We start from the raw sequence: 20,778 nt of genomic DNA on the forward strand, positions 1-20,778 counted from the left end.
TTATTGTTATATTTTTACATCTCAGTTAGAAAATAATCACAAATAAGGTGAATTAATTTTAGTTTATTGATAATATATAAACTAATTTTGAGATTCCAAAAAAACATATATTGAATGAGGCTAATCATTTCTTTTTTACTTTTTTTTGTTGTGAATGTCTCTTTTTCTCAACAAACTAAAGAATTAACAGAACAAGAATATTTACTCTTGCAGGATAAGATTCGATTAAATTTGAATGCAAACAGAGATAGTGCTGCAGTATATGCTAATGAAATGGCAAAATCCGGTAATTATAAACACTTAGCTTTTGCAAATGTCGCACAAGCTTATTTACTTCAGTTAAAAGATAATACCGCAAAATCTAAAGAAAAATACGATCAGGCATTTAAATACTTAGAGAAAATGCCGGACTCAAAAGATAAAGATCAGCTCAAAGCTTATTTGTATAATTATGGAGGATTAATAGAAGGGGCAAGAGGAAACTATAGTAAAGCCCTTGAAAATTATCAAACAGGAATGAAGATCTCTACTAACATTGGAGACATTATTCAAATTGTAAAATTTAAAAGCAATATTGCTTTTATAAACGAGGCCATAGGAAATTATCAGTTAGCTATTAAAAATTTAAAACAGTTAAATACTTTTATAGATAATAATGAAAGCTATTTTACCAAACAGCAGTTTAATACAGTTAAAAGCAGTAATAATTTAACTTTGGCGGCATCTTATGAAGGCTGGTATATGAAAAACCAGTCTCCAATGTATCTGCTGGATTCTGCAGCATATTTTTATAAAAAGACGGTTTCGTATTCTCAAAACTTACCCATAAATAATATTAAGGCAAAAATTAGTCTGGGGAATGTTTACTATATGAAAAATGATTATGAGAATGCTGAAAAGACGTATTATAATATTGTTTTTTATGCCAAACAAAATAATCTGAAAAGAGAATATAAGATTGCCAATTACAATTTGGGGAATTTATATTATGAAACCAAAAAATATGATAAAGCGCTTGTATTTTTTAAGAAAGTAGATTCGATTTCAGAAATAGATAATTTAAGAGACGAAAGCTTTTTAAAATCAAATTACTATCAGGCCAAAATATACAATATATATAAAGAACCTCAGGAAGCCTTTAAGCACTCAAAGATATACTTAGATAATTATGAAAAATCTGAAGCAAAATTAAATAATGAAGCTTTAGAAGTAAATTATAAACTTGGTACCGACGATTTGAGTGACGAAATGGTTACCATTCAAAAGAAATACGAAAATGATGTTTTGTTAAATAAGGCATTAAAGGTATTTTATGTACTGCTGGTAGTAGGGATTGTATTTTTGCTTATTAAAAATATAATAGACAAAAATAAGGCACATAAAAAAATGAATGCCTTGATTGAAGAGTTTAAAGCAAATCTTGAGAAAAAAAGTATTGCCGAAGCTTCTGAAATTGAAGAAATAGAGCAAGTTCCGGATTTAGAAGAGATTAGTCTTAAGAAAGAGAATGTTGCTTTAAGTATTGATGAAGCAAAAGAGAATAAAATTGTCGAAAAGTTATTAGCTCTGGAAAGTAAATTAGAGTACTTAAATGCCGATTTCACCCTGCCTTATGTGGCCAAAAAAATCAAAACCAATACAACTTATTTGTCATACGTTGTAAATAAACGATTTGGTAAATCTTTTGGTGAATACTCTAATGAGCTTAAGATTAATTATGTAATCAATGAAATGATTACGAATCATATGTATCGAAAATATTCAACACAGGCTATAGCAGAAAGCGTAGGTTTTAAAAATGCTGTGTCGTTTGCTAAATCATTTCGCAAAAGAACTGGAGTTTCTCCAGCTCAATTTGCGAATAATATTTAAGTTTTTTTATCCAAGTGTTCCTCCGCCTCCTTTAATAGGATCTTTGTTACCGTCAATTGGAGGAGTTGTCGGGTCATCGCCTCCACGAATTGCTTTCTGTTGGTTTCTATCTATTTTTTCAGCTTTAAAATTTTCTATATTTAATTTTTTACTTGTCATGATTTAATATTTTAAATTGTTTGTATGAGTTTAAAATTTTAATTGATTTATTTTCTTATCCAACTGTACCTCCTCCAGTTCTAATAGGGTCTTTATCAGGTCCTGGTTCCTCACCTCCTCGAATCATTTTTTTCTCGTTTTTTGATAATTTTTCTGATTCAAAATCCTCAAATTTTAATTTCATATTTCCCATCTTTTTATGTGTTAAGGTTACTGATATGTCAAAACTAAATAAAATGAGAAGTCTTTGATCGAGAATTGGGTTTTTGAGGTTTTTGAGATTTTTTTTTAAATATAAAAAACTGAAAATCAATAAATTAAATAACTAATACAGACTGCTATAATTTATAAATTGTATGTAGTATAATTAATAAAATGTCTGTGTTGAGCATCATATTTTGAATAAAAACAACAATATTTGTACTGGAAATACGATTTAAAACAGTCCCAAAAATGTTAAAACTTATTCAAAAATTTCTTCAAATAAATAGATACTCGGAAGTGAAAAATGAGTTCAAAGATTTATTTCTTTCTCATCCAAATTTTCCAAGTCTATTTGCGATAACAGATTCGTTGGATTTGTTGTCAATTGAGAATGCTGCAATAAGAGTTCCAAAAGAACAAATTGTAGATTTACCGTCAAACTTTCTTGCTTATTTTAAAGATGAATTGATATTGGTAGAAAGAGCAAAAGATTTTGTTCGAATTAATACAATTAAAAAAGGTTCGCAAAAAATATCATACGAAAAGTTTCTTTTAGACTGGAATGGTGTTATTGTTGCTATTGAACCAAACAATGTTGTAGCGAGAGAAAATTTAAAGGTAGAATTGAGCTGGTTAAAATACCTTGTCCCGTTTTTACTTTTAGGAGGTTTATCTTTTTTCTATAACTCTTTTGACCTTTTTAGTTTTACATTTTTACTAACATCTTCTTTAGGGTTAGTTGTGAGCATTTTAATTGCTCAGGAAAAACTTGGTTTTAAAAACAGCATAATTTCAAAATTTTGCAGTCTAAGCACTAATTCTTCATGTAACTCAGTAATTAATTTTAATGAGAATTATGAAAACAAATGGGTTAGTTTCTCTGATTTGCCGCTGTTGTTTTTTGGAGCAAGTTTTATTTCAGTTCTAGTTCAGCCATTAAGTTCTTCTGTTTTTGTTGGGTTTTTGAGTTTATTGGCGATACCTATTATTGTGTCTTCAATATGGATTCAAAAATTTGAACTTCAAAAATGGTGTGTTATGTGTTTAATGGTTTCGTTTTTGATTTTTACCCAAAGTTTAATATGGTTTTCATCAGACTTATTTACACTAAGTTTTAGTTTCAATACGATGTTTCCATTTTTATTTTCATTAGTGCTTCTTGTACCAATATGGTATGTAATAAAATCTGTGGCAAAAAATGTATTAGAAAATGAATACTCATTAAAAGAACTTAAAAAATTTAAAAGAAATTACTCATTACTTAACTTTTTATCTAAAAAAGTGCCAGTTACGAATGGGTTTGAAGATTTAAGAGGATTAAATTTTGGAAACAGAAACGCAGTAGTTAAACTGTCAATAATTATAAGTCCAAGCTGTGAACATTGTCATAAAACATTTCAGGAAGCTTTTGATTTGGTTTTAAAATTTCCTGACAAAATATTTTTAAGCGTTTTATTTAATATTAATCCAGAAAATGCAGACAATCCTTATAAAGCAGTTGTAGAACGTCTGTTAATAATAAACAGATCAACTCCGGGAAAAACTGTTGAAGCAATTTCAGATTGGCATATTAAAAAAATGAGTTTGAAAAAATGGCTTAAAAAATGGTCAATTGATTCTGTCAGCATTATGATTAATCAGGAAATAAATAAACAATACGAATGGTGCTCTAAAAATGATTTTAATTACACACCAGTAAAAATTGTAAATGAAAAATTATTTCCAAATGAATATGAGTTAAGTGAATTGAAATATTTCTTGAATGATTTTGTTGAAGAAAAAGAAACAACAGTTCTAGAAAAGACGGCCTAATACTTACATAATTTAAAGTAAGTATTTCAGAAAAAGGAATACCCCAAAATTAAAAACAATGGTTATGTTAAAAAATATTTTAAATCTAGAAGGATCACAAGAAATAAGTGCAAGTGAACAAAAAACAATTCTTAGCAGTAATGTCAAAGAAATAACATCAAAATGTGATTCGTGGAACTCTATGCTATATGAAGATTGTACAGAATATTATCCAGAGTTAACCTATGCTAATGCAAATTAAAACTTGCGTTAATATACAGATTTTGATCGAGTTAATTTAAAGAGATCAAGAAGAATTATAATAATTATGATAAAAGAGATTTTAAATCTAGAACACGCACAGCATATTAGCAAGAGCGAGCAAAAAAACATAAAAGGAGGAATTCCTGAATGTTGGATTTATGCAATAGAAGCAGGATGTGTGTTAATACCAGCCGGAGGAGTTTGTCCGGTTAATACAGAAGCAGGCATCTGCGATACGAATCGTCTTTGCTGCTAGTTTAATTTGAAAATTATTTAAAGTAATATACAATAAAGCCTTTTTAAAATTTAGTCATGTTTTTTTTAATTTGTAGGCGCTCGATCGTGGAACATTGAGCAATTTATCCCAACATTGATGATTGGTGTCGGGATTCTCAGGATAATTGGTCACTTGGATCGGTTTTATTTGGTTAGGGCTGATCAAGTGCCATCTCCTAGAGAAATTGGTATTACTAAAATATATTGAATATAAGAGAGGATTAAATTTCTCTCTTTTTTTTTCTCAAAACAAAAGGGTAGTAAAAATACTATAAATGAATTTCTACTAATTTAATGCACGTTCTTAAATATTAACATCAAACAAAATCAAATTATGAAAAAATTAAAAAACCTTGCAGGAGTTGAAGTTTTAAGCGTTAATGAGAGAAAAAATATAATTGGCGGAGGACCTGGTATCGAAGCATGTTATTGTCCGGGAACTGGAATTTTTGCTGGTGTAATACATCCTGGTGAAGGAGAAACTTGTGCCACAGTTATTGAAGAAAACTGCCCATTAGAATCTTAAAAAAAATTATTAAATAATAGTTGAAAGCTTTGTTATTTACTTAACAAGGCTTTTTTCTTTTTATAAACCTGAAATACTAAAAAGTGTATAAAACAAAAGGTTTGACAAAAACTAAAACATTTAATTATAACAAAGTTGAATTGATATAATTTAAGCCTATTTTTTATTTTTTTAAGAATTTTTGTATAATATTGCTATAAACAAACCCAAATAACAGAATTGAAAAAATTCACAAATTACAAGCAGGCAGATTTTAAAGATTGCGGCCCGACATGTTTAAAAATTATTGCCAAACATTACGGCAAAACAATCAGTATTCAGGAGTTGCGAGACAACAGCGAAACAACTCGTGAAGGAAGCAATTTGCTTTTTTTAAGTGATGCTGCAGAGAAAGTTGGTTTTAGGACTCTGGGTGTAAAATTAAATTTAGAAAGATTAGAAGAAGCTCCTCTGCCTTGTATTCTGCATTGGAATAAAAACCATTACGTTGTACTTTATAAAATCAAAAAAGGTATTTATTATATTTCTGACCCTGCTTTTGGTTTAATTGAATATAATAAGCAAGATTTTTTAAAATTCTGGATAGGAAACAATGCAGACGATTTTACTCAGGAAGGAGTTGCTTTATTAATTGAAGCTACACCAAAATTTTATCAGACCGATTTTGATAAAGAAGATAACAAAGGATTTGGTTTTGGCATATTATCGCAATATGTACTTCGTTATAAATCATATCTTTTTCAGTTAAGTATCGGGTTATTGGCGAGCAGTTTATTACAGCTGATATTTCCGTTTTTAACCCAAAGTATTGTTGATGTTGGAATCCAAAATCAAAATATTCATTTTATTTATCTGATTCTTTTTGCCCAGTTGTTCCTTTTCGCAGGAAGAACCGGTTTAGAGCTTATAAGAAGCTGGATTCTGCTCCATCTTTCAACACGTATCAACATTTCATTAATTTCAGATTTCTTTATCAAATTAATGAATCTGCCTATTTCTTTCTTTGATGTAAGAATGACAGGTGATATCATGCAGCGAATAAATGATCATCACAGAATCGAAAAAATACTAACCACGTCCTCTTTAAATGTTTTGTTCTCGGTTATTAATATGTTTGTGATGGGAGCTGTGCTGGCTTATTTCAATCTCAAAATATTTTTAGTGTTTTTTGCCGGAAGCCTCCTTTACTTTGGATGGATTACATTGTTCTTGAAACGCAGAGAAACTTTAGATTATAAACGTTTTGCAGAAGTTTCTAATGAGCAGGGAAAAGTTATGGAGCTTATTAACGGAATGCAGGAAATAAAGCTTCATAATGCCGAAAAACAAAAACGCTGGGGCTGGGAATATGTTCAGGCAAGACTTTTTAGAGTTTCGATAAAAGGATTGGTTTTAGAACAGTCACAAACCATTGGCTCATCAGTAATTAATGAGTTGAAGAATATTTTTATTACGTTTTTGTCTGCAAAACTAGTAATCGATGGTTCAATAACATTAGGGATGATGCTTGCCATTAATTCAATTGTAGGGAGCTTAAATGGCCCAATTACCCAGCTTATTCAGTTTGTGAGAGAACTTCAGGACGCTAAAATTTCATTGGCCAGATTGTCTGAAATTCATGAAAAGGAAGATGAAACACAACAAGAAGAACATCAGTCACATGATGTTCCGTATGATTCAGATATTGAATTAAAAAATGTCTCTTATAGGTATTTAGGTTCAGATATTCCTGTTTTAGATAATTTGAGTTTACAAATTCCGGCCAATAAAGTCACGGCAATCGTAGGTGTAAGCGGCAGCGGAAAAACAACACTCATGAAACTGCTTCTTAAGTTTTATGAACCCGAAAAAGGAGAGATTATTATTGGAAATTCTCAGCTTAAAAATATTTCACAAAAGGCCTGGCGTTCTTCTATTGGATCTGTAATGCAGGAAGGATTTATTTTTAGCGACACGATTGCTAATAATATTGCTTTTGGAGTAGATAAAGTTGACAAAGAACGATTGGTTTATGCATCGGATGTAGCGAATATCAAACAATATATCAGCGAACTTCCATTAGGATATAATACCAAAATTGGAGCAGAAGGATTAGGAATGAGCACCGGACAAAAACAACGTTTGTTAATTGCCAGAGCAGTATATAAAAATCCTGAAATTTTATTTTTTGATGAAGCAACTTCGGCTCTTGATGCAAACAATGAAAAAGAAATTATGCAGAAACTTGATATTTTCTTTAAAAATAAAACCGTAATCGTAATTGCACACCGACTAAGCACAGTGATAAATGCAGATCAGATTGTGGTTTTAGACAAAGGGAAAATTATCGAAATAGGAAATCATACCGCTTTAGTAGAGCAAAAAGGAAATTACTTTGAATTGGTTAAAAATCAGTTACAGTTAGGAAATTAATTATGGCAGAAAATAACGATACGTTTGAATTAAGAAGTGAAGAAGTTCAGGACATTCTCACCAAAGTGCCTCATTGGATGATACGCTGGGGAACAGTTATGATTTTTGCGATTATTGTCATACTCTTTTTTGTTTCATGGTTTATTAAATATCCCGATGTTGTAAATACTGAAATTATAATTACAACCAATATTCCGCCAGAGAAAATCGTATCAAAATCATCTGGAAGAATTGAAGCAATTTTGGTGAAAAATAAAGCAATAGTGTCTAAAAATAAAACACTTGCAGTTATAGAAAATACAGCAAATTATAAAGATGTTTTTTTGCTGAAAAGTATAACCGACAGTTACAATATTAACGATCCGCAAGCCCAATTTCCGTTTTCGAAGTTAAAAAACACGCAGTTAGGCGAAATAGAAAGTGCTTATGCTGTTTTTCAGAAAGATTACCAGGCGCAGCAATTGAATCATGATCTGCAGCCTTTTGCTATAGAAAACAGAGCTCAGGTTTCAGAGAAAATTCAAATCAAAGAAAGGCTGGAAATTTTAGAACAGCAAAAAGTAATTAATGAAAGCGAATTACAGCTTCAGAAAAACGAGATTGCCCGTTTTGAAGTTTTGTTCAACAAAGGAATTATTTCGGCTCAGGAAATGGAAGCAAAGAAATTAGGTTTTCTTCAGGCGCAAAAGAGTTATAGAGGGCTTTTGTCGTCTATTTCCCAATTAAAGTCCTCACTTATTGATAATACAAAATCAAGTCAGAATTCGCATATAAACAGCACTAAAGAGGAAGTTAACTTAGGAAGGAATATGGCACAGTCCTTTTTTCAGCTTAAAAAAGTTATAAAAGACTGGGAACTGGCTTATGCTTTAAAATCTTCAATCAGCGGAAAAGTCACCTTTTTGCAGATCTGGACAGAAAACCAAACTATAAATTCCGGAGATAATGTTTTTTCGATTATTCCCGATGCTAAAAATGGTTTTATAGGAAAAGTAAAAGCGCCTGCATTAAACTCAGGAAAAATAAAAATAGGGCAGAGGGTTAATATACGTCTGGCTAATTTTCCTGATAAGGAATTTGGTGTTTTAAAAGGAAAAATTCAAAATATTTCTCTGGTTCCGGATAAAGATGGAAATCTTCTTATAGATGTAGCTCTTCCAAACGGTTTAAAAACATCATACAATAGACAAATTACTTTTCAGCAGGAAATGAAAGGAAGTGCAGAAATTGTAACAGAAGATCTTCGATTAATAGAAAGAATTTTATATCAGTTTAAAAGTATTTTTGAGCAGGTTTAGAATTTCAAAATAAATATTTTATATATGAAAGATTTACCTTCAATTGCAATAATGACCTGTTGGTATGGAGATTATCCATGGTACTTTCCTTATTTCGTAAAATCCTGTAAATACAATCCTTCGATTGATTTTATTATCGTTACAGACAATACGAATGTAATACCTGAAAAACCGGATAATATTAAAGTCGTATATAAAACACTAGAAGATTTTAAAATCAATGCCTCACAAAAGCTGGGATTTGAAGTTGTTATAAATAAGCCGTATAAATTATGTGATTTTAAACCTGCTTACAGATTTTTATTTCCTGAGATTCTTGGTTCTTATGATTTTTGGGGCCACGGAGATATTGATATGGTTTATGGAGATATTAGAGGATTTATGACCAATGAACTATTGGCAGATTTTGATATTTTAAATAGCCGGGTAGATTTTATAACAGGGACATTTTGTTTATATCGAAATATAGAGAAATTGAATACGCTTTTTATGCAAAGCAGAGATTATAAACATGTTTTTACAAACGAAGAATATTTTTCTTTTGATGAATGCAGCTTTTTGTTTAATGACTTAGCTTTAGGTAATTCTATTTTGGATTATCCGGATAGTATTCAAAGTATGACGTATTTAGCTGTAAAAGGAGAACTTGAAGGTAATTTTAAAGTCTTTTTTGATCATATAATAGCACAAGGCGTTTCAGATGAAATAAAATGGCAGAATGGTTTAATACTATTTAAGAACCAATTCGAATGCATGTTTTATGATATGATTGAGTATAAAGTAAAATGCGAAAATAAAAAAGCAGTTTATCCAATTCCTGATGTTTTTTACTTTAACATAAAAGGGATAAATAAAAACAGTTTTTTTAGACTGCTGTATTCAAAAATTCTTGATAACTGGGAAAAGTTAAAAGATTTCATTCAAAAAAAAGAGCCTCAAACTGCTGAATAAATATCTCAGACAAAATCGGATTAAGAATTTACATTTTCAGATAAAATTCTTTAGTCAGGTCAATATATTCTGGTGTATAAACATGCCTGTCGATTTCGATAACTAATTCGTCAATTTCAATTTCAGAAACTTCGTTTCGGCTGAAAGCTAATAAACTGCGTTTAATTTCTGATTTTGGAGTGCCTTTGACGTGTGTAATTTTTATTGGATACAATTCAAAATCTTTAGCCAAAGCAGTAAATTTTGCTTCTTCTCTAAAAGGAATAATGACAGCTAAAATTCCGTTTTCAGAAAGCAGTAAATCAGCAGCTTCAACAATCTCTTCAAAAGGCATTGCATCCTGAAATCTTGCTAAATCCCGTTGTTCGTCATTCGTTTTATAATCTTCGGCATAAAAAGGCGGATTCGAAACAATCAAATCATATTCGTCTTCAGGTTCTTCTATAAATTCATCCAAACCAGCATGAAAACAAAATAATCTATCACCCCACGGAGAAGCTTCAAAATTTTCTACAGCTTGTTCATAAGCATCTTCGTCAATTTCCAGAGCATCAATTTGTTCTGCGTGAGTTCTTTGCGCCAGCATTAAAGCAATAATTCCAGTTCCTGCACCAATATCTAAAATGCTGAAAGGATTATGAGAAACAGGAGCCCAAGAACCAAGCAAAACACCATCTGTGCCAACTTTCATAGCGGTTTTGTCTTGTTTAACAGAAAATTGCTTAAACTGAAACATAGTAAATTCTAATTTATTATTAAGATTTTGAATTCAGATAAGAAACTGAACACTTAAAACTGAGACTGAACACTAAATTAAAGGTACATCTCAACAAGACCTACAGGAAGGTCCATGATTACTTTTTTGTTTTCACGATCGATTTTTACAAGAAAATGATCGATCATTGGTACTAGAATTTCTACTTCGCCGTTTAAAACTTCAAAAAGAGGCTGAGCAGAAGAATCATTAATAGAAGTTATTTTTCCGAAAACACCTAAACGTTTGTCTTCGATTTCAAAACCAATAACTTCGTGGAAATAAAATTTGTTGCCGGTAAGTTTCGGCAGCATAGTTAGAGGAAGATAGATAGAATTACCAACAATAGCGTCGGCATCTTCTTCAGTATTTACATCTTCAAAGCGAACTCTTAAGAAATCACCTTTGTGTAAAGAACTTGTTTCAATAAAAAAAGGAACCAAGTGTTTGTTGTGCTCAACAAACACTGATTCCAGGTTTTCGTATAACTCAGGTTCGTCTGTATCTAAATAGATCAGAACTTCACCCTTGAAACTAAATTTTTTAGCGATTTTACCTAAATAAAAACATTCTTCTTTACGCATTATCGCTAAGTAAAATTATGCTTCAGTTGTTTCGTTATTCTCTTCAGCAACAGGTGCTTCTTCAGCAGCTTCAGCAACTTCTTCAGTCGCAGCTTCTTCAGTTGCAGATGCAGCAGCGATAGCATCAGCTTCAGCTTTTGCAGCAGCAGCGATACGCTTATCGTTAACTTCTTTTTCAGCTTTTAAAGCTTTAGCTTTAGCATCAGCTTGTGCTTTTGATAAACCATCTTTTTTAGCATCAACTTTTCCAGCTTTAGCTTCTAACCATGCAGTTAATTTAGCATCAGCTTGTTCTTGAGTTAAAGCTCCTTTACGAACTCCTCCATCAAGGTGGTGTTTCAATAAAGCACCTTTGTAAGAAAGGATAGCTCTTGCAGTATCAGTTGGCTGAGCACCATTGTGTAACCATTTAACTGCGCTGTCAAGGTTTAACTCAACAGTTGCTGGGTTTGTGTTTGGATTGTAAGTACCTATTTTTTCTAAGTATTTACCATCTCTTTTTGAGCGTGCATCTGCAGCTACTACCCAGTAAAAAGGTTTTCCTTTTTTACCGTGTCTTTGTAATCTAATTTTTACTGACATAATCTAGTGATTAAATTTTGAGGTACTCGACCTCCGTTAATTAAGGGCGCAAAGATATAATTTTTTTGTCAAAAATTCGTTTTAAAGTCATTAAATATATTTGAGAATCATTTTTTAGCATTTTTTTGACTTTTATTTTTTAGCACCCTATGTTTTTATGCAATATTTTTGTGTCAAATTTCTTTTATGAAAAAAATCTTTTATTTTTTATCGCTTCTATTTGTTTTGGGGTCTTGTACAGAAGATGTAAAATTTAATAATCCAGCTTTTCAAACTTTAAAAAATAATGTTTTTTGGAGAGCTCAAACTTATAAAGCTTATTCAGGTATAAATGGAACCATTATAATTGAAGGTTCTTTAGGATACGAAAAAGTTGCTTTGCAGGCAGCTTCTAAAGAAAAAAAAACTTTTGCTCTGGGTGTTAATGATGTTTCTAAAGCTGTTTACGAAAATACACTTCCTTCTGAAGCGGCTTCATTTTCTACCGGAACTAATATTGGTAACGGACAGATAACAATTACAGACTACAATGCAGTCAATAATACAATATCAGGGACATTTAAATTTACTGCACTAAATAATGATGAAACAGATATAGAAAATCCTAATATTAATTTTACAGAAGGGGTTTTTTATAAAGTTCCAATTCAAGAGAACGATTATGTTCTTCATTTATAATTTTTTATCAGCCCCTTTATTTTACTGATCAGTGCTTTTAAATCTAAATAAAAACTTAAATAAACTAATATATAGTAGATTACAGAAAAATAAGACTACATTTGTCGTTATTATAAAAAAGTATCTATGAATATTTTCGTTGGAAGCCTTCCATTCAGTATTGAGGAAGCAGATTTAAGAGAGTCTTTTGAGGCTTATGGAACAGTTGACTCTGTTAAAATTATTACTGATAAATTTACTGGAAGAAGTAAAGGCTTTGGTTTTGTTGAAATGCCAAATGATAGCGAAGCTCAGAAAGCTATCGACGAATTGAACGGTGCTGTTGTTTCAGGTCGTACAATCGTTGTAAATAAATCTGAGCCAAAACCAGAAGGCGAAAGAAGAAGTTTTAATAACAACCGCGGAGGAAACGATCGTGGTGGTTACGGAAACAACCGTGGCGGAGATCGCGGAAACAGAAGAGAATATTAATGTTTTTTTTCTAAAATATAAAAGGGATCAACGAAAGTTGATCCCTTTTTTTGTTTCAGGTTTTATTTGTTTCAAGTTTCACGTTCCAGCAACCTGAAACTTGAAACCTGACCCAAGGCTTTAGCCGAACCAGCGAAGCAAACAAAATAAACTGTTATACATTCGCAGCTAACCAGTCACCAACTTCTTTAGTACCGTGTGCTTTACCTCCGTTAGCTAAATCTTCAGTAACTACTCCAGCTTCTAAAGCTTTGTTTACAGCATCTCTCATTGCTTTCCCTTCTTCCATCAATCCGAAGTTTTCGAACATCATAGCAGCAGATAAAATAGTAGCCATTGGGTTTGCTATGTTTAATCCTGTAGCTTGTGGATAAGAACCGTGAATAGGTTCGAACAAAGATACTTCAGCTCCCATAGAAGCAGAAGGCATTAATCCCATTGAACCAGAAATTACAGAAGCTTCGTCTGTTAAGATATCTCCAAATAAGTTTTCAGTAATTAATACGTCATAAGAATTTGGCCATTGAACCAAACGCATAGCAACCGCATCAACAAATTCGTAGCTGACTTCAACCTCTGGATAATCTTTTTCCATTGCCTGAACCGTTTCTCTCCACAAACGAGAAGTTTCCAAAACGTTTGCTTTATCAACGCAGCATAATTTTTTAGAACGAGTCATTGCTAATTCAAAACCTTTTTTAGCTAAACGCTGTACTTCGGCTCTAGTGTAAACACAGTTGTCGTAAGCTGTATCTCCGTTATCTTTTCTTCCTTTTTCACCAAAGTAAATACCTCCAGTTAATTCTCTTAAGAAAACTAAATCAGTTCCTTCAATTCTTTCTCTTTTTAGCGGCGATTTATCTAATAAAGATGGGAATGTAAAAGTTGGTCTTACGTTTGCGAACAAACCTAATGCTTTACGCATTTTTAATAAACCTTGCTCTGGACGTACTGGTGCAGAAGGATCGTTATCGTATTTTGGGTGTCCGATTGCTCCAAAAAGAACGGCATCAGCATTTTTACAAATTTCGTGTGTTGCGTCTGGATAAGGTTCACCTACTGCATCAATTGCAGCCGCACCGGTTAAAGCTGGTTTCCAAGTAATTTCATGTCCGAATTTTTTTGCAACAGCATCAGATACTTTTACAGCTTCATTTATTACTTCTGGTCCGATTCCGTCGCCGGCTAAAAGGGCTATGTTTAATTTCATTCTATATGTTTTATTAAGGTTCAAAGTGACAAAGTTGCAAAGGTTCAAAGTTTAAAAGCAGGTGTAGACCTTTGTCACTTTGAACCTTTGTACCTATATTAAGTTATAATGTTAAGCATTTTTTGTGTTGCAATAATCGCTGCAACGGTTTGATCTGAATCTAATCCGCGGGTTTTGAATTCTTTTTCGTTGTTTGTCCATGTAATAATGGTTTCACACAATGCATCAGAACTACTTCCTGGTGGGATTCTAACTGCGTAATCAATTAATTTTGGAAGCGTAAGTTTCTTGCTTTTGTAAATCTTTGATAAAGCATTCATAAAAGCATCAAACTGACCGTCTCCCTGTGCATTTTCTTCGATTATTTCTCCGTTTAAATTCAAAGATAAAGTCGTAGATGGGCGCATTCCTTTTGAATGAACCAGCATATAAGAGTTTATTGTGATTCTTTCTTCGTAAGTATGGCTGTCCAAAACATCCGAAATAATGTATGGAAGATCTTCCTTAGTTACGGTTTCTTTTTTGTCGCCTAGTTCGATAATTCTTTGGGTAACCAATTTCAAATCTTCGTTGTTAAGTTTTAAACCTAATTCCTGAAGATTTTTTTCAATATTGGCTTTTCCAGAAGTTTTTCCTAAAGCGTATTTTCTTTTTCTTCCAAAACGTTCCGGAAGAAGATCGTTAAAATACAAGTTGTTTTTGTTGTCTCCGTCAGCATGAATTCCAGCAGTCTGTGTAAAAACATTGTCACCTACAATAGGTTTGTTGGCAGGAATTCTGTAGCCTGTAAAAGTCTCAACCAATTTGCTTACAGAATACAAAGAAGTTTCTTTTACATTGATTTTTACTTGTGGTAAATAATCGTTGATTACAGCAACAGTGCTTTCAAGCGGAGCGTTTCCGGCACGTTCTCCCATTCCGTTTACCGTAACGTGAAGTCCGTTGATTCCCGCTTTTATCGCTTCCATAACATTGGCAACGCTTAAATCGTAGTCGTTGTGAGCATGGAAATCAAAATGAATGTTTGGGTATTTTGCTCTGATTTTCGAAATAAACTCAAAAGTTAAAGATGGAATTAAAACACCTAAAGTATCAGGGAGTAAAACTCTTTTGATTGGCTGTGTTGCTAAGAAATCTAGAAATTGAAAAACATAATCTGGAGAATTTCGCATTCCGTTGCTCCAGTCTTCCAGATAAACATTGGTTTCTATATTGTTTTCTTTAGCTAAAGCAATGATTTGAGCGATTTCAGAAAAATGCTGTTCCGGAGTTTTCTTTAATTGATGTGTTAAGTGATTCATTGAACCTTTGGTCAATAAATTCTGTACTTTGGCACCGGCTTTTTTCATCCAGTCAATTGAAACGCCTCCGTCAACAAACGTCAAAACTTCAATTCTGTCAATGTATCCTTTTTCTTCGGCCCATGAAGTAATGCCTTTTACGGCCTGAAATTCTCCTTCGCTCACGCGGGCAGAAGCAATTTCGATTCTATCAATATTTAATTCCTCCAACAACAATTGCGCAATGGTTAATTTTTCTGCAGCAGAAAAAGATACTCCTGAGGTTTGTTCGCCATCACGGAGTGTCGTATCCATTATTTCAATTTTTCTTTTTTCCATATTGATATTTCTAATTTCTAACTGTTTGAATGCAACAGATAAACGTATTCTAATTTTTGACGCTGATTTTACGGATTCGCTTTGCGAAGACGCTGATAAAAACGGATTTTTTATTATTAAATGAAATAAAATCTGCGTTAATCCGTGCTTTTGCGATAGTAAATCTGTTTTATCCGCGTTCTATATTCTAGAAAGACCCGACTGGTTTTTAAAGCCTGCCGGGTCTAATAGACTGAATGATATTTCTATTAGTACGGAAGTTTATCGGCGAAAGCCTTAATATCTTCCTTCATGTTTTGTAAATAATCAATATCGTCAAAACCATTAATCATGTTATTTTTTTTGTAACCGTTAATAGCGAATGATTCTTGCTCACCAGTTGACAATAAAGTAATCGTTTGGTTTGGAAGGTTGATTTCTAATTCAGTATTTGGATCAGCTTCGATAGCTTCGAAAATATTTGCTAAAAATTCTGGGCTGATTTGTACTGGTAAAACACCAATATTTAAACAGTTTCCTTTGAAGATATCAGCAAAGAAACTAGAAACTACAGCTCTAAATCCGTAATCGTAAACTGCCCATGCAGCGTGCTCTCTTGAAGATCCAGAACCGAAGTTTTTTCCTCCAACTAAAATTTTTCCGCTGTAAGTTGGATTGTTTAAAACGAAATCTGCTTTTGGAGTATCATCTCCATTATATCTCCAGTCTCTAAAAAGATTATCTCCAAAGCCTTCACGTTTTGTAGCTTTTAAGAAACGAGCTGGAATGATTTGATCTGTATCTACGTTCTCAATTGGCAGTGGCACTGCACTGCTCGTAAGTATATTAAATTTATCGTATGCCATTTGATTTTTGATTTTTGATTAACGATTTCTGATTTTAGATTTGTTGTTGTGTCTTAAAATTGTAATCGTTAATGTTTTTTGTAAAATGTAAATTGAAATTTTAGAAGATTTTTTAATGAAGCGTATCGAAATCTGAAATCAAAAATCGTTAATCTTCATTCCTAAATCTTTAAAAAAGCTCTCTTGGGTCTGTTAGTTTTCCTGTAACAGCAGCAGCAGCAGCCATAATTGGACTTGCTAAAAGCGTTCTTGAACCAGGACCTTGACGACCTTCAAAGTTTCTGTTTGAAGTACTTACTGCATATTTTCCTGCAGGAACTTTATCATCGTTCATTGCTAAACAAGCTGAACAACCCGGCTGACGTAATACAAAACCAGCTTCAGTCAAAATATCTAAAATACCTTCTTCTTTAATCTGCGCTTCAACAACGTGAGAACCCGGAACTAACCAAGCGGTAACATTCTCTGCTTTTTTTCTTCCTTTTACAATTTCAGCAAAAGCTCTAAAATCTTCAATACGTCCATTTGTACAGCTTCCTAAGAAAACGTAATCGATTTGTTTTCCAATCATTACATCGTCTTCGTTGAAGCCCATGTAAGCCAAAGATTTTTTGTAAGTTTCCTCGCCGCCTTCAACCTCTTTTGCACTTGGGATATGTTTTGTGATACCAATTCCCATTCCAGGGTTAGTACCATAAGTAATCATTGGTTCGATGTCTTCCGCTTTGATGTTTAATTCAGCATCAAACACAGCATCAGCATCAGTTTTAAGAGTCTTCCAGTATTCAACAGCTTTTGTCCAAGCTTCTCCTTTTGGAGCGTAAAGTCTTCCTTCAAGAAAATCAAAAGTAGTTTGGTCAGGAGCAATCATTCCTCCGCGAGCACCCATTTCGATACTTAAATTACAAACTGTCATACGACCTTCCATAGTCATGTTTTCGAAAACATCACCAGCATATTCAACAAAATATCCTGTTCCTCCAGAAGTAGTTAACTGAGCAATAATATAAAGCGCAACGTCTTTTGGACCAACACCTTTGCTTAATTTACCGTTTACGTTAATACGCATTTTCTTTGGCTTAGGCTGCATAATACATTGAGTAGAAAGCACCATCTCAACCTCAGATGTACCGATACCAAAAGCGATAGCTCCAAAAGCACCGTGAGTAGACGTATGCGAATCCCCGCATACAATAGTAGCACCTGGCAAAGTAATTCCGTTTTCAGGACCTACTACGTGTACAATTCCATTTTTTTGGTGACCTAATCCCCAGTGCGAAATTCCGTATTCGTTAGCATTGTCTTCAAGAGCTTGAAGCTGGTTAGCAGAAAGTGGATCCTGAACTGGTAAATGTTGGTTTATGGTTGGTGTATTGTGGTCGGCAGTTGCAAAAGTACGTTCCGGATATAATACGTTAACGCCTCTTGATTTTAATCCTAAAAAAGCAACAGGACTCGTAACTTCATGAATGAAATGGCGGTCAATAAAAAACACATCTGGTCCATCTTCAATTTTACGCACAACATGTGAATCCCATACTTTGTCAAATAATGTCTTACTCATTTTTTATTTTTTTTAATTGTAATTTCTATAACCACAGCAATTTCCTGTTCATTATAATAGCAAAACAAAAGTAAAAAAAGATAGAAAAGCGTCAATTTCGATATTTCATTATATACGATACCCAAACTAAATTACAAATTGCCAAACGGCTTTTGCAGACTAAAATTTGAAAGAAAAATGATTAAGAAACTGATTTGCTTTTTCTTTTTCGGCTTTAATTTTTCTTGTTTGTTTTTTGTTTTAATAGTTTGCAAATTTATCTCATAATCACTATAAAATATAAGAATTTGATTGAAAAAATCTAACAAAATGTATAAAAATAGTAATAATTGTTAGTTTTAAAATTTTTGCAAAAAGAATGCTTTTTGGGTTTTTTAAAGCTTTTAAAGTAGTTTTCAAGACGTTATTTAGATTCAATAAAACATCAAAATACTACGACATCCAAGAAGTGTATTTTTATCAAATTTTATGATTTTTTGAGGCAGAAACTGATTTTTTGAAGACAATAATTTTGAAAATTAATTCAATGAGTTTTTAAATTCTAATGGGGTAAGACTGGTTTTCTTTTTGAATAATTTACTAAATGACTGCGGATATTCAAAACCCAATTGATAAGCAATTTCGGCTACTGAAAGATTGGTAGTAATCAGGAAATCTTTTGATTTTTCGATTAATTTCGAATGAATGTGCTGTTGCGCATTTAATCCGGTTAAATTACGAAGCATATCGCTGAGATAATGACTAGAAACATTAATCTGTGAAGCCAGAAATTCTACTGTAGGCAATCCTCTTTTTAAGGTTTCTGCATTGCTGATGTAGTTGTCTAAAGTTTCTTCGACTTTTAATAACAAATCGTGACTGATGGTTTTTCTGGTAATAAATTGGCGTTTGTAAAAACGATTGCTGTAATTCAGCAAAACATCAATATAAGAAACAATCACATCCTGGCTCATTTCGTCAATTGCCGTATTGAGTTCATTGTCGATGCTTTGTAATAATCCTATAATAATTGTTTTTTCACCGTCTGAAAGATGCAGAGCTTCATTGGTGTCATAAGAAAAGAAACCATATTTTTTGATGCTTTTTCCCAAAGGATAATTTCGAATGAAATCAGGATGAAATAGAAGTGTATAACCACAGTATGCAGCACCTTCCTCATTTTCAGTAAAGATCAACTGATTTGGAGAAGCAAACATAAGTCCGCCTTCGTTAAAATCATAATAACCTTGTCCATAACCCATTTTGCCATTAGTGGAAAATTTATAAGACACCTTGTAAAAATCAAGCAAAAAAGCATGATTTGCCAAATCTTCATTGATAACCAATAGCGTATTGTCTACCAAACTGACCATCGGATGAAGCGGTTTTGGCAGTCGAAGCAGGTCATGAAACTGTGATATAGAAGAGATTTTTTCCGGATTATTGTTTTTCTTTTCCATGATATAAAAGTATGAAAATTTGAGAGACTAAAATCAGCTTCGGAGAAGCGAAATATTTATAGAAATCATGTTTATTATTGAGAACAAAGCTCCAGCGGAGCGACATATTCATTGCGATAAATATTTTGCTCCGCTGGAGCTCTTTTGTGTCTGGATTATTGAATTTCTATACATAATTTCGCTCCGCTGGAGCTTAAAAAAAGAATATTGAAAGCTTTTTGGACAGTCTTATTAGGAGTTATTATGCTCCAAGAAACTGTTTTCCAAATTCAGTACGGAAAGTCTCTGCGCCTAATTCTAACCTTTGTTTGTAAAGTGCTTTTGCATCTTCTCCAGCAACATATCTTAGCTGATTTTTTCCGTCAGTTGCAGCTTCATAAACCACATCGGCAATTTGTTCTGGAGTTGATGCCATTTCAAACATCGTGTCAACACTGGCAAACATACTGTTGGTCATAGCTTCATATTCAGGTTTTGCTCCTGTGTCAAGAGAACCGTGTAAAAATTCTGTTTTAATACCGCCCGGAGAAACCGTTTTAATATGTACTCCAAACGGATTTAATTCGTAAGCCATACTTTCGCTCCAGCCTTCCAATCCCCATTTTGTTGCGTGGTAAACAGATCCTAAAGGAAAAGCGATCAATCCGCCAATAGAAGTTGTTGAGATAAATAAACCGCTTTTTCTTTCTCTGAAATACGGAATAAAAGCATTGGTAACTCGAATTACACCCAATAAGTTAGTGTTTAATTGTTTTGTAATTTGATCGTCAGAAAGGCTTTCCAAAGGTCCAATTAAACCATAGCCAGCATTATTAAAAACAATGTCGATATCGCTTAGTTCCAATGCCTTTTTTACTGTGTTTTGAATTTGATCGTAATTGGTGACGTCTAATGGTAAAAGCGTTACATTTTTTAATTGAGAAAGTTCTGTTTCTTTTTCAGGAGTTCTCATTGTGGCAATTACATTCCATCCTTTTTCGTGGAATAATTTTGCTGTTGCTTTTCCTAAACCTGATGATGCGCCTGTGATAAAAATTGTTTTCATGATTATTGTTTTTTTTAATTGTTGTAATTTGATGAAGCAAAGTTCAGGATACACTACAGCTTAAAAGTGTTCATTTTGGTGCAATGAGTATCCAAAATGAATAATCGAAGTTTTTTGGATTATAAAACTTTGAGTGTAATTTGTTTTAAACACATAGAGACATAGTTTTTCTTTGTCTACAAAGACGTTTCACTTATATAGCTATGTGTTAAAAATCTAGATTTTTTTTAGGCT

20 protein-coding genes are annotated in these 20,778 nt (G+C 32.6%); 9 read left to right on the forward strand and 11 right to left on the reverse strand.

Annotated features, from left to right (window positions below):
* Positions 1–114 precede the first annotated feature (114 nt).
* On the forward strand, positions 115–1,872 hold the full coding sequence (locus tag ACTJIW_RS04465) for a helix-turn-helix domain-containing protein (RefSeq protein WP_440714660.1): 1,758 nt from the start codon (positions 115–117) through the stop codon (positions 1,870–1,872).
* A gap of 6 nt (positions 1,873–1,878) precedes the next feature.
* On the opposite strand, the gene ACTJIW_RS04470 is transcribed toward ACTJIW_RS04465, so the two are convergent.
* Together ACTJIW_RS04470 and ACTJIW_RS04475 are read right to left on the reverse strand one after the other, a co-directional pair.
* Positions 1,879–2,031: an rSAM-modified peptide gene (locus tag ACTJIW_RS04470; RefSeq protein WP_440714659.1), complete on the reverse strand. Its 153-nt coding sequence runs from the start codon at positions 2,029–2,031 to the stop codon at positions 1,879–1,881.
* Positions 2,032–2,086: 55 nt separating this feature from the next.
* Positions 2,087–2,224: a hypothetical protein gene (locus ACTJIW_RS04475; protein WP_012023374.1), complete on the reverse strand. Its 138-nt coding sequence runs from the start codon at positions 2,222–2,224 to the stop codon at positions 2,087–2,089.
* Positions 2,225–2,484: 260 nt separating this feature from the next.
* Here ACTJIW_RS04475 and ACTJIW_RS04480 point away from each other — a divergent pair, with 260 nt between their 5' ends.
* The 6 genes from ACTJIW_RS04480 to ACTJIW_RS04505 all read left to right on the forward strand — a co-directional run bounded on the left by ACTJIW_RS04480 (position 2,485) and on the right by ACTJIW_RS04505 (position 9,753).
* A complete protein-coding gene (locus ACTJIW_RS04480) occupies positions 2,485–4,047 on the forward strand; it encodes a vitamin K epoxide reductase family protein (RefSeq protein WP_440714658.1) in 1,563 nt (520 codons plus the stop codon).
* 64 nt (positions 4,048–4,111) lie between these two features.
* On the forward strand, positions 4,112–4,288 hold the full coding sequence (locus tag ACTJIW_RS04485; RefSeq protein WP_159436628.1) for a hypothetical protein: 177 nt from the start codon (positions 4,112–4,114) through the stop codon (positions 4,286–4,288).
* 612 nt (positions 4,289–4,900) lie between these two features.
* Complete coding sequence (locus ACTJIW_RS04490) at positions 4,901–5,092, forward strand: hypothetical protein (protein ID WP_012023376.1); 192 nt, start codon at positions 4,901–4,903, stop codon at positions 5,090–5,092.
* A gap of 219 nt (positions 5,093–5,311) precedes the next feature.
* Complete coding sequence (locus ACTJIW_RS04495; protein ID WP_012023377.1) at positions 5,312–7,504, forward strand: peptidase domain-containing ABC transporter; 2,193 nt, start codon at positions 5,312–5,314, stop codon at positions 7,502–7,504.
* Positions 7,505–7,506: 2 nt separating this feature from the next.
* Positions 7,507–8,802: an HlyD family secretion protein gene (locus tag ACTJIW_RS04500; RefSeq protein WP_012023378.1), complete on the forward strand. Its 1,296-nt coding sequence runs from the start codon at positions 7,507–7,509 to the stop codon at positions 8,800–8,802.
* Positions 8,803–8,826: 24 nt separating this feature from the next.
* On the forward strand, positions 8,827–9,753 hold the full coding sequence (locus ACTJIW_RS04505) for a DUF6625 family protein (RefSeq protein ID WP_073408130.1): 927 nt from the start codon (positions 8,827–8,829) through the stop codon (positions 9,751–9,753).
* A gap of 28 nt (positions 9,754–9,781) precedes the next feature.
* Here ACTJIW_RS04505 and ACTJIW_RS04510 read toward each other — a convergent pair whose 3' ends face one another.
* From ACTJIW_RS04510 to ACTJIW_RS04520, 3 genes are all read right to left on the reverse strand, one after another.
* Complete coding sequence (locus tag ACTJIW_RS04510) at positions 9,782–10,489, reverse strand: tRNA1(Val) (adenine(37)-N6)-methyltransferase (RefSeq protein ID WP_121362568.1); 708 nt, start codon at positions 10,487–10,489, stop codon at positions 9,782–9,784.
* Positions 10,490–10,566: 77 nt separating this feature from the next.
* A complete protein-coding gene (gene rimM / locus ACTJIW_RS04515) occupies positions 10,567–11,091 on the reverse strand; it encodes a ribosome maturation factor RimM (protein WP_012023381.1) in 525 nt (174 codons plus the stop codon).
* Positions 11,092–11,106: 15 nt separating this feature from the next.
* Entirely contained in the window at positions 11,107–11,673 is a 567-nt protein-coding gene (locus tag ACTJIW_RS04520) for a 30S ribosomal protein S16 (RefSeq protein ID WP_149205706.1), read from the reverse strand.
* Positions 11,674–11,859: 186 nt separating this feature from the next.
* On the opposite strand from ACTJIW_RS04520, the gene ACTJIW_RS04525 reads away from it, so the two are divergent.
* Together ACTJIW_RS04525 and ACTJIW_RS04530 are read left to right on the forward strand one after the other, a co-directional pair.
* Entirely contained in the window at positions 11,860–12,351 is a 492-nt protein-coding gene (locus tag ACTJIW_RS04525; protein ID WP_440714657.1) for a DUF6252 family protein, read from the forward strand.
* Positions 12,352–12,477: 126 nt separating this feature from the next.
* Positions 12,478–12,822 (forward strand): RNA recognition motif domain-containing protein, encoded by a 345-nt coding sequence (locus tag ACTJIW_RS04530; protein WP_012023384.1) that lies wholly within the window; start codon positions 12,478–12,480, stop codon positions 12,820–12,822.
* A 154-nt stretch (positions 12,823–12,976) separates the two neighbouring features.
* Here ACTJIW_RS04530 and leuB read toward each other — a convergent pair whose 3' ends face one another.
* The 6 genes from leuB to ACTJIW_RS04560 all read right to left on the reverse strand — a co-directional run bounded on the left by leuB (position 12,977) and on the right by ACTJIW_RS04560 (position 20,544).
* Entirely contained in the window at positions 12,977–14,032 is a 1,056-nt protein-coding gene (gene leuB / locus ACTJIW_RS04535; RefSeq protein ID WP_121362566.1) for a 3-isopropylmalate dehydrogenase, read from the reverse strand.
* Between the two features lie 98 nt (positions 14,033–14,130).
* Positions 14,131–15,651, reverse strand: a complete 1,521-nt coding sequence (locus tag ACTJIW_RS04540; protein ID WP_440714656.1) for an alpha-isopropylmalate synthase regulatory domain-containing protein — start codon at positions 15,649–15,651, stop codon at positions 14,131–14,133.
* 248 nt (positions 15,652–15,899) lie between these two features.
* The gene (gene leuD, locus ACTJIW_RS04545; protein WP_012023386.1) at positions 15,900–16,496 is read right to left on the reverse strand and encodes a 3-isopropylmalate dehydratase small subunit; all 597 of its coding nucleotides are present in this window, start codon (positions 16,494–16,496) and stop codon (positions 15,900–15,902) included.
* A 169-nt stretch (positions 16,497–16,665) separates the two neighbouring features.
* Positions 16,666–18,060 carry a 3-isopropylmalate dehydratase large subunit gene (gene leuC / locus ACTJIW_RS04550; RefSeq protein ID WP_012023387.1) on the reverse strand — a complete coding sequence of 465 codons (1,395 nt, stop codon included), beginning with the start codon at positions 18,058–18,060 and terminating at the stop codon, positions 16,666–16,668.
* A gap of 518 nt (positions 18,061–18,578) precedes the next feature.
* A complete protein-coding gene (locus tag ACTJIW_RS04555; RefSeq protein ID WP_440714655.1) occupies positions 18,579–19,499 on the reverse strand; it encodes a helix-turn-helix domain-containing protein in 921 nt (306 codons plus the stop codon).
* Positions 19,500–19,740: 241 nt separating this feature from the next.
* Entirely contained in the window at positions 19,741–20,544 is an 804-nt protein-coding gene (locus tag ACTJIW_RS04560) for an SDR family oxidoreductase (RefSeq protein WP_440714654.1), read from the reverse strand.
* Between the last annotated feature and the right edge of the window lie 234 nt (positions 20,545–20,778).

This window comes from Flavobacterium sp. 22659 (assembly GCF_052044235.1).
In the GTDB taxonomy this organism is placed as follows: domain Bacteria; phylum Bacteroidota; class Bacteroidia; order Flavobacteriales; family Flavobacteriaceae; genus Flavobacterium; species Flavobacterium johnsoniae.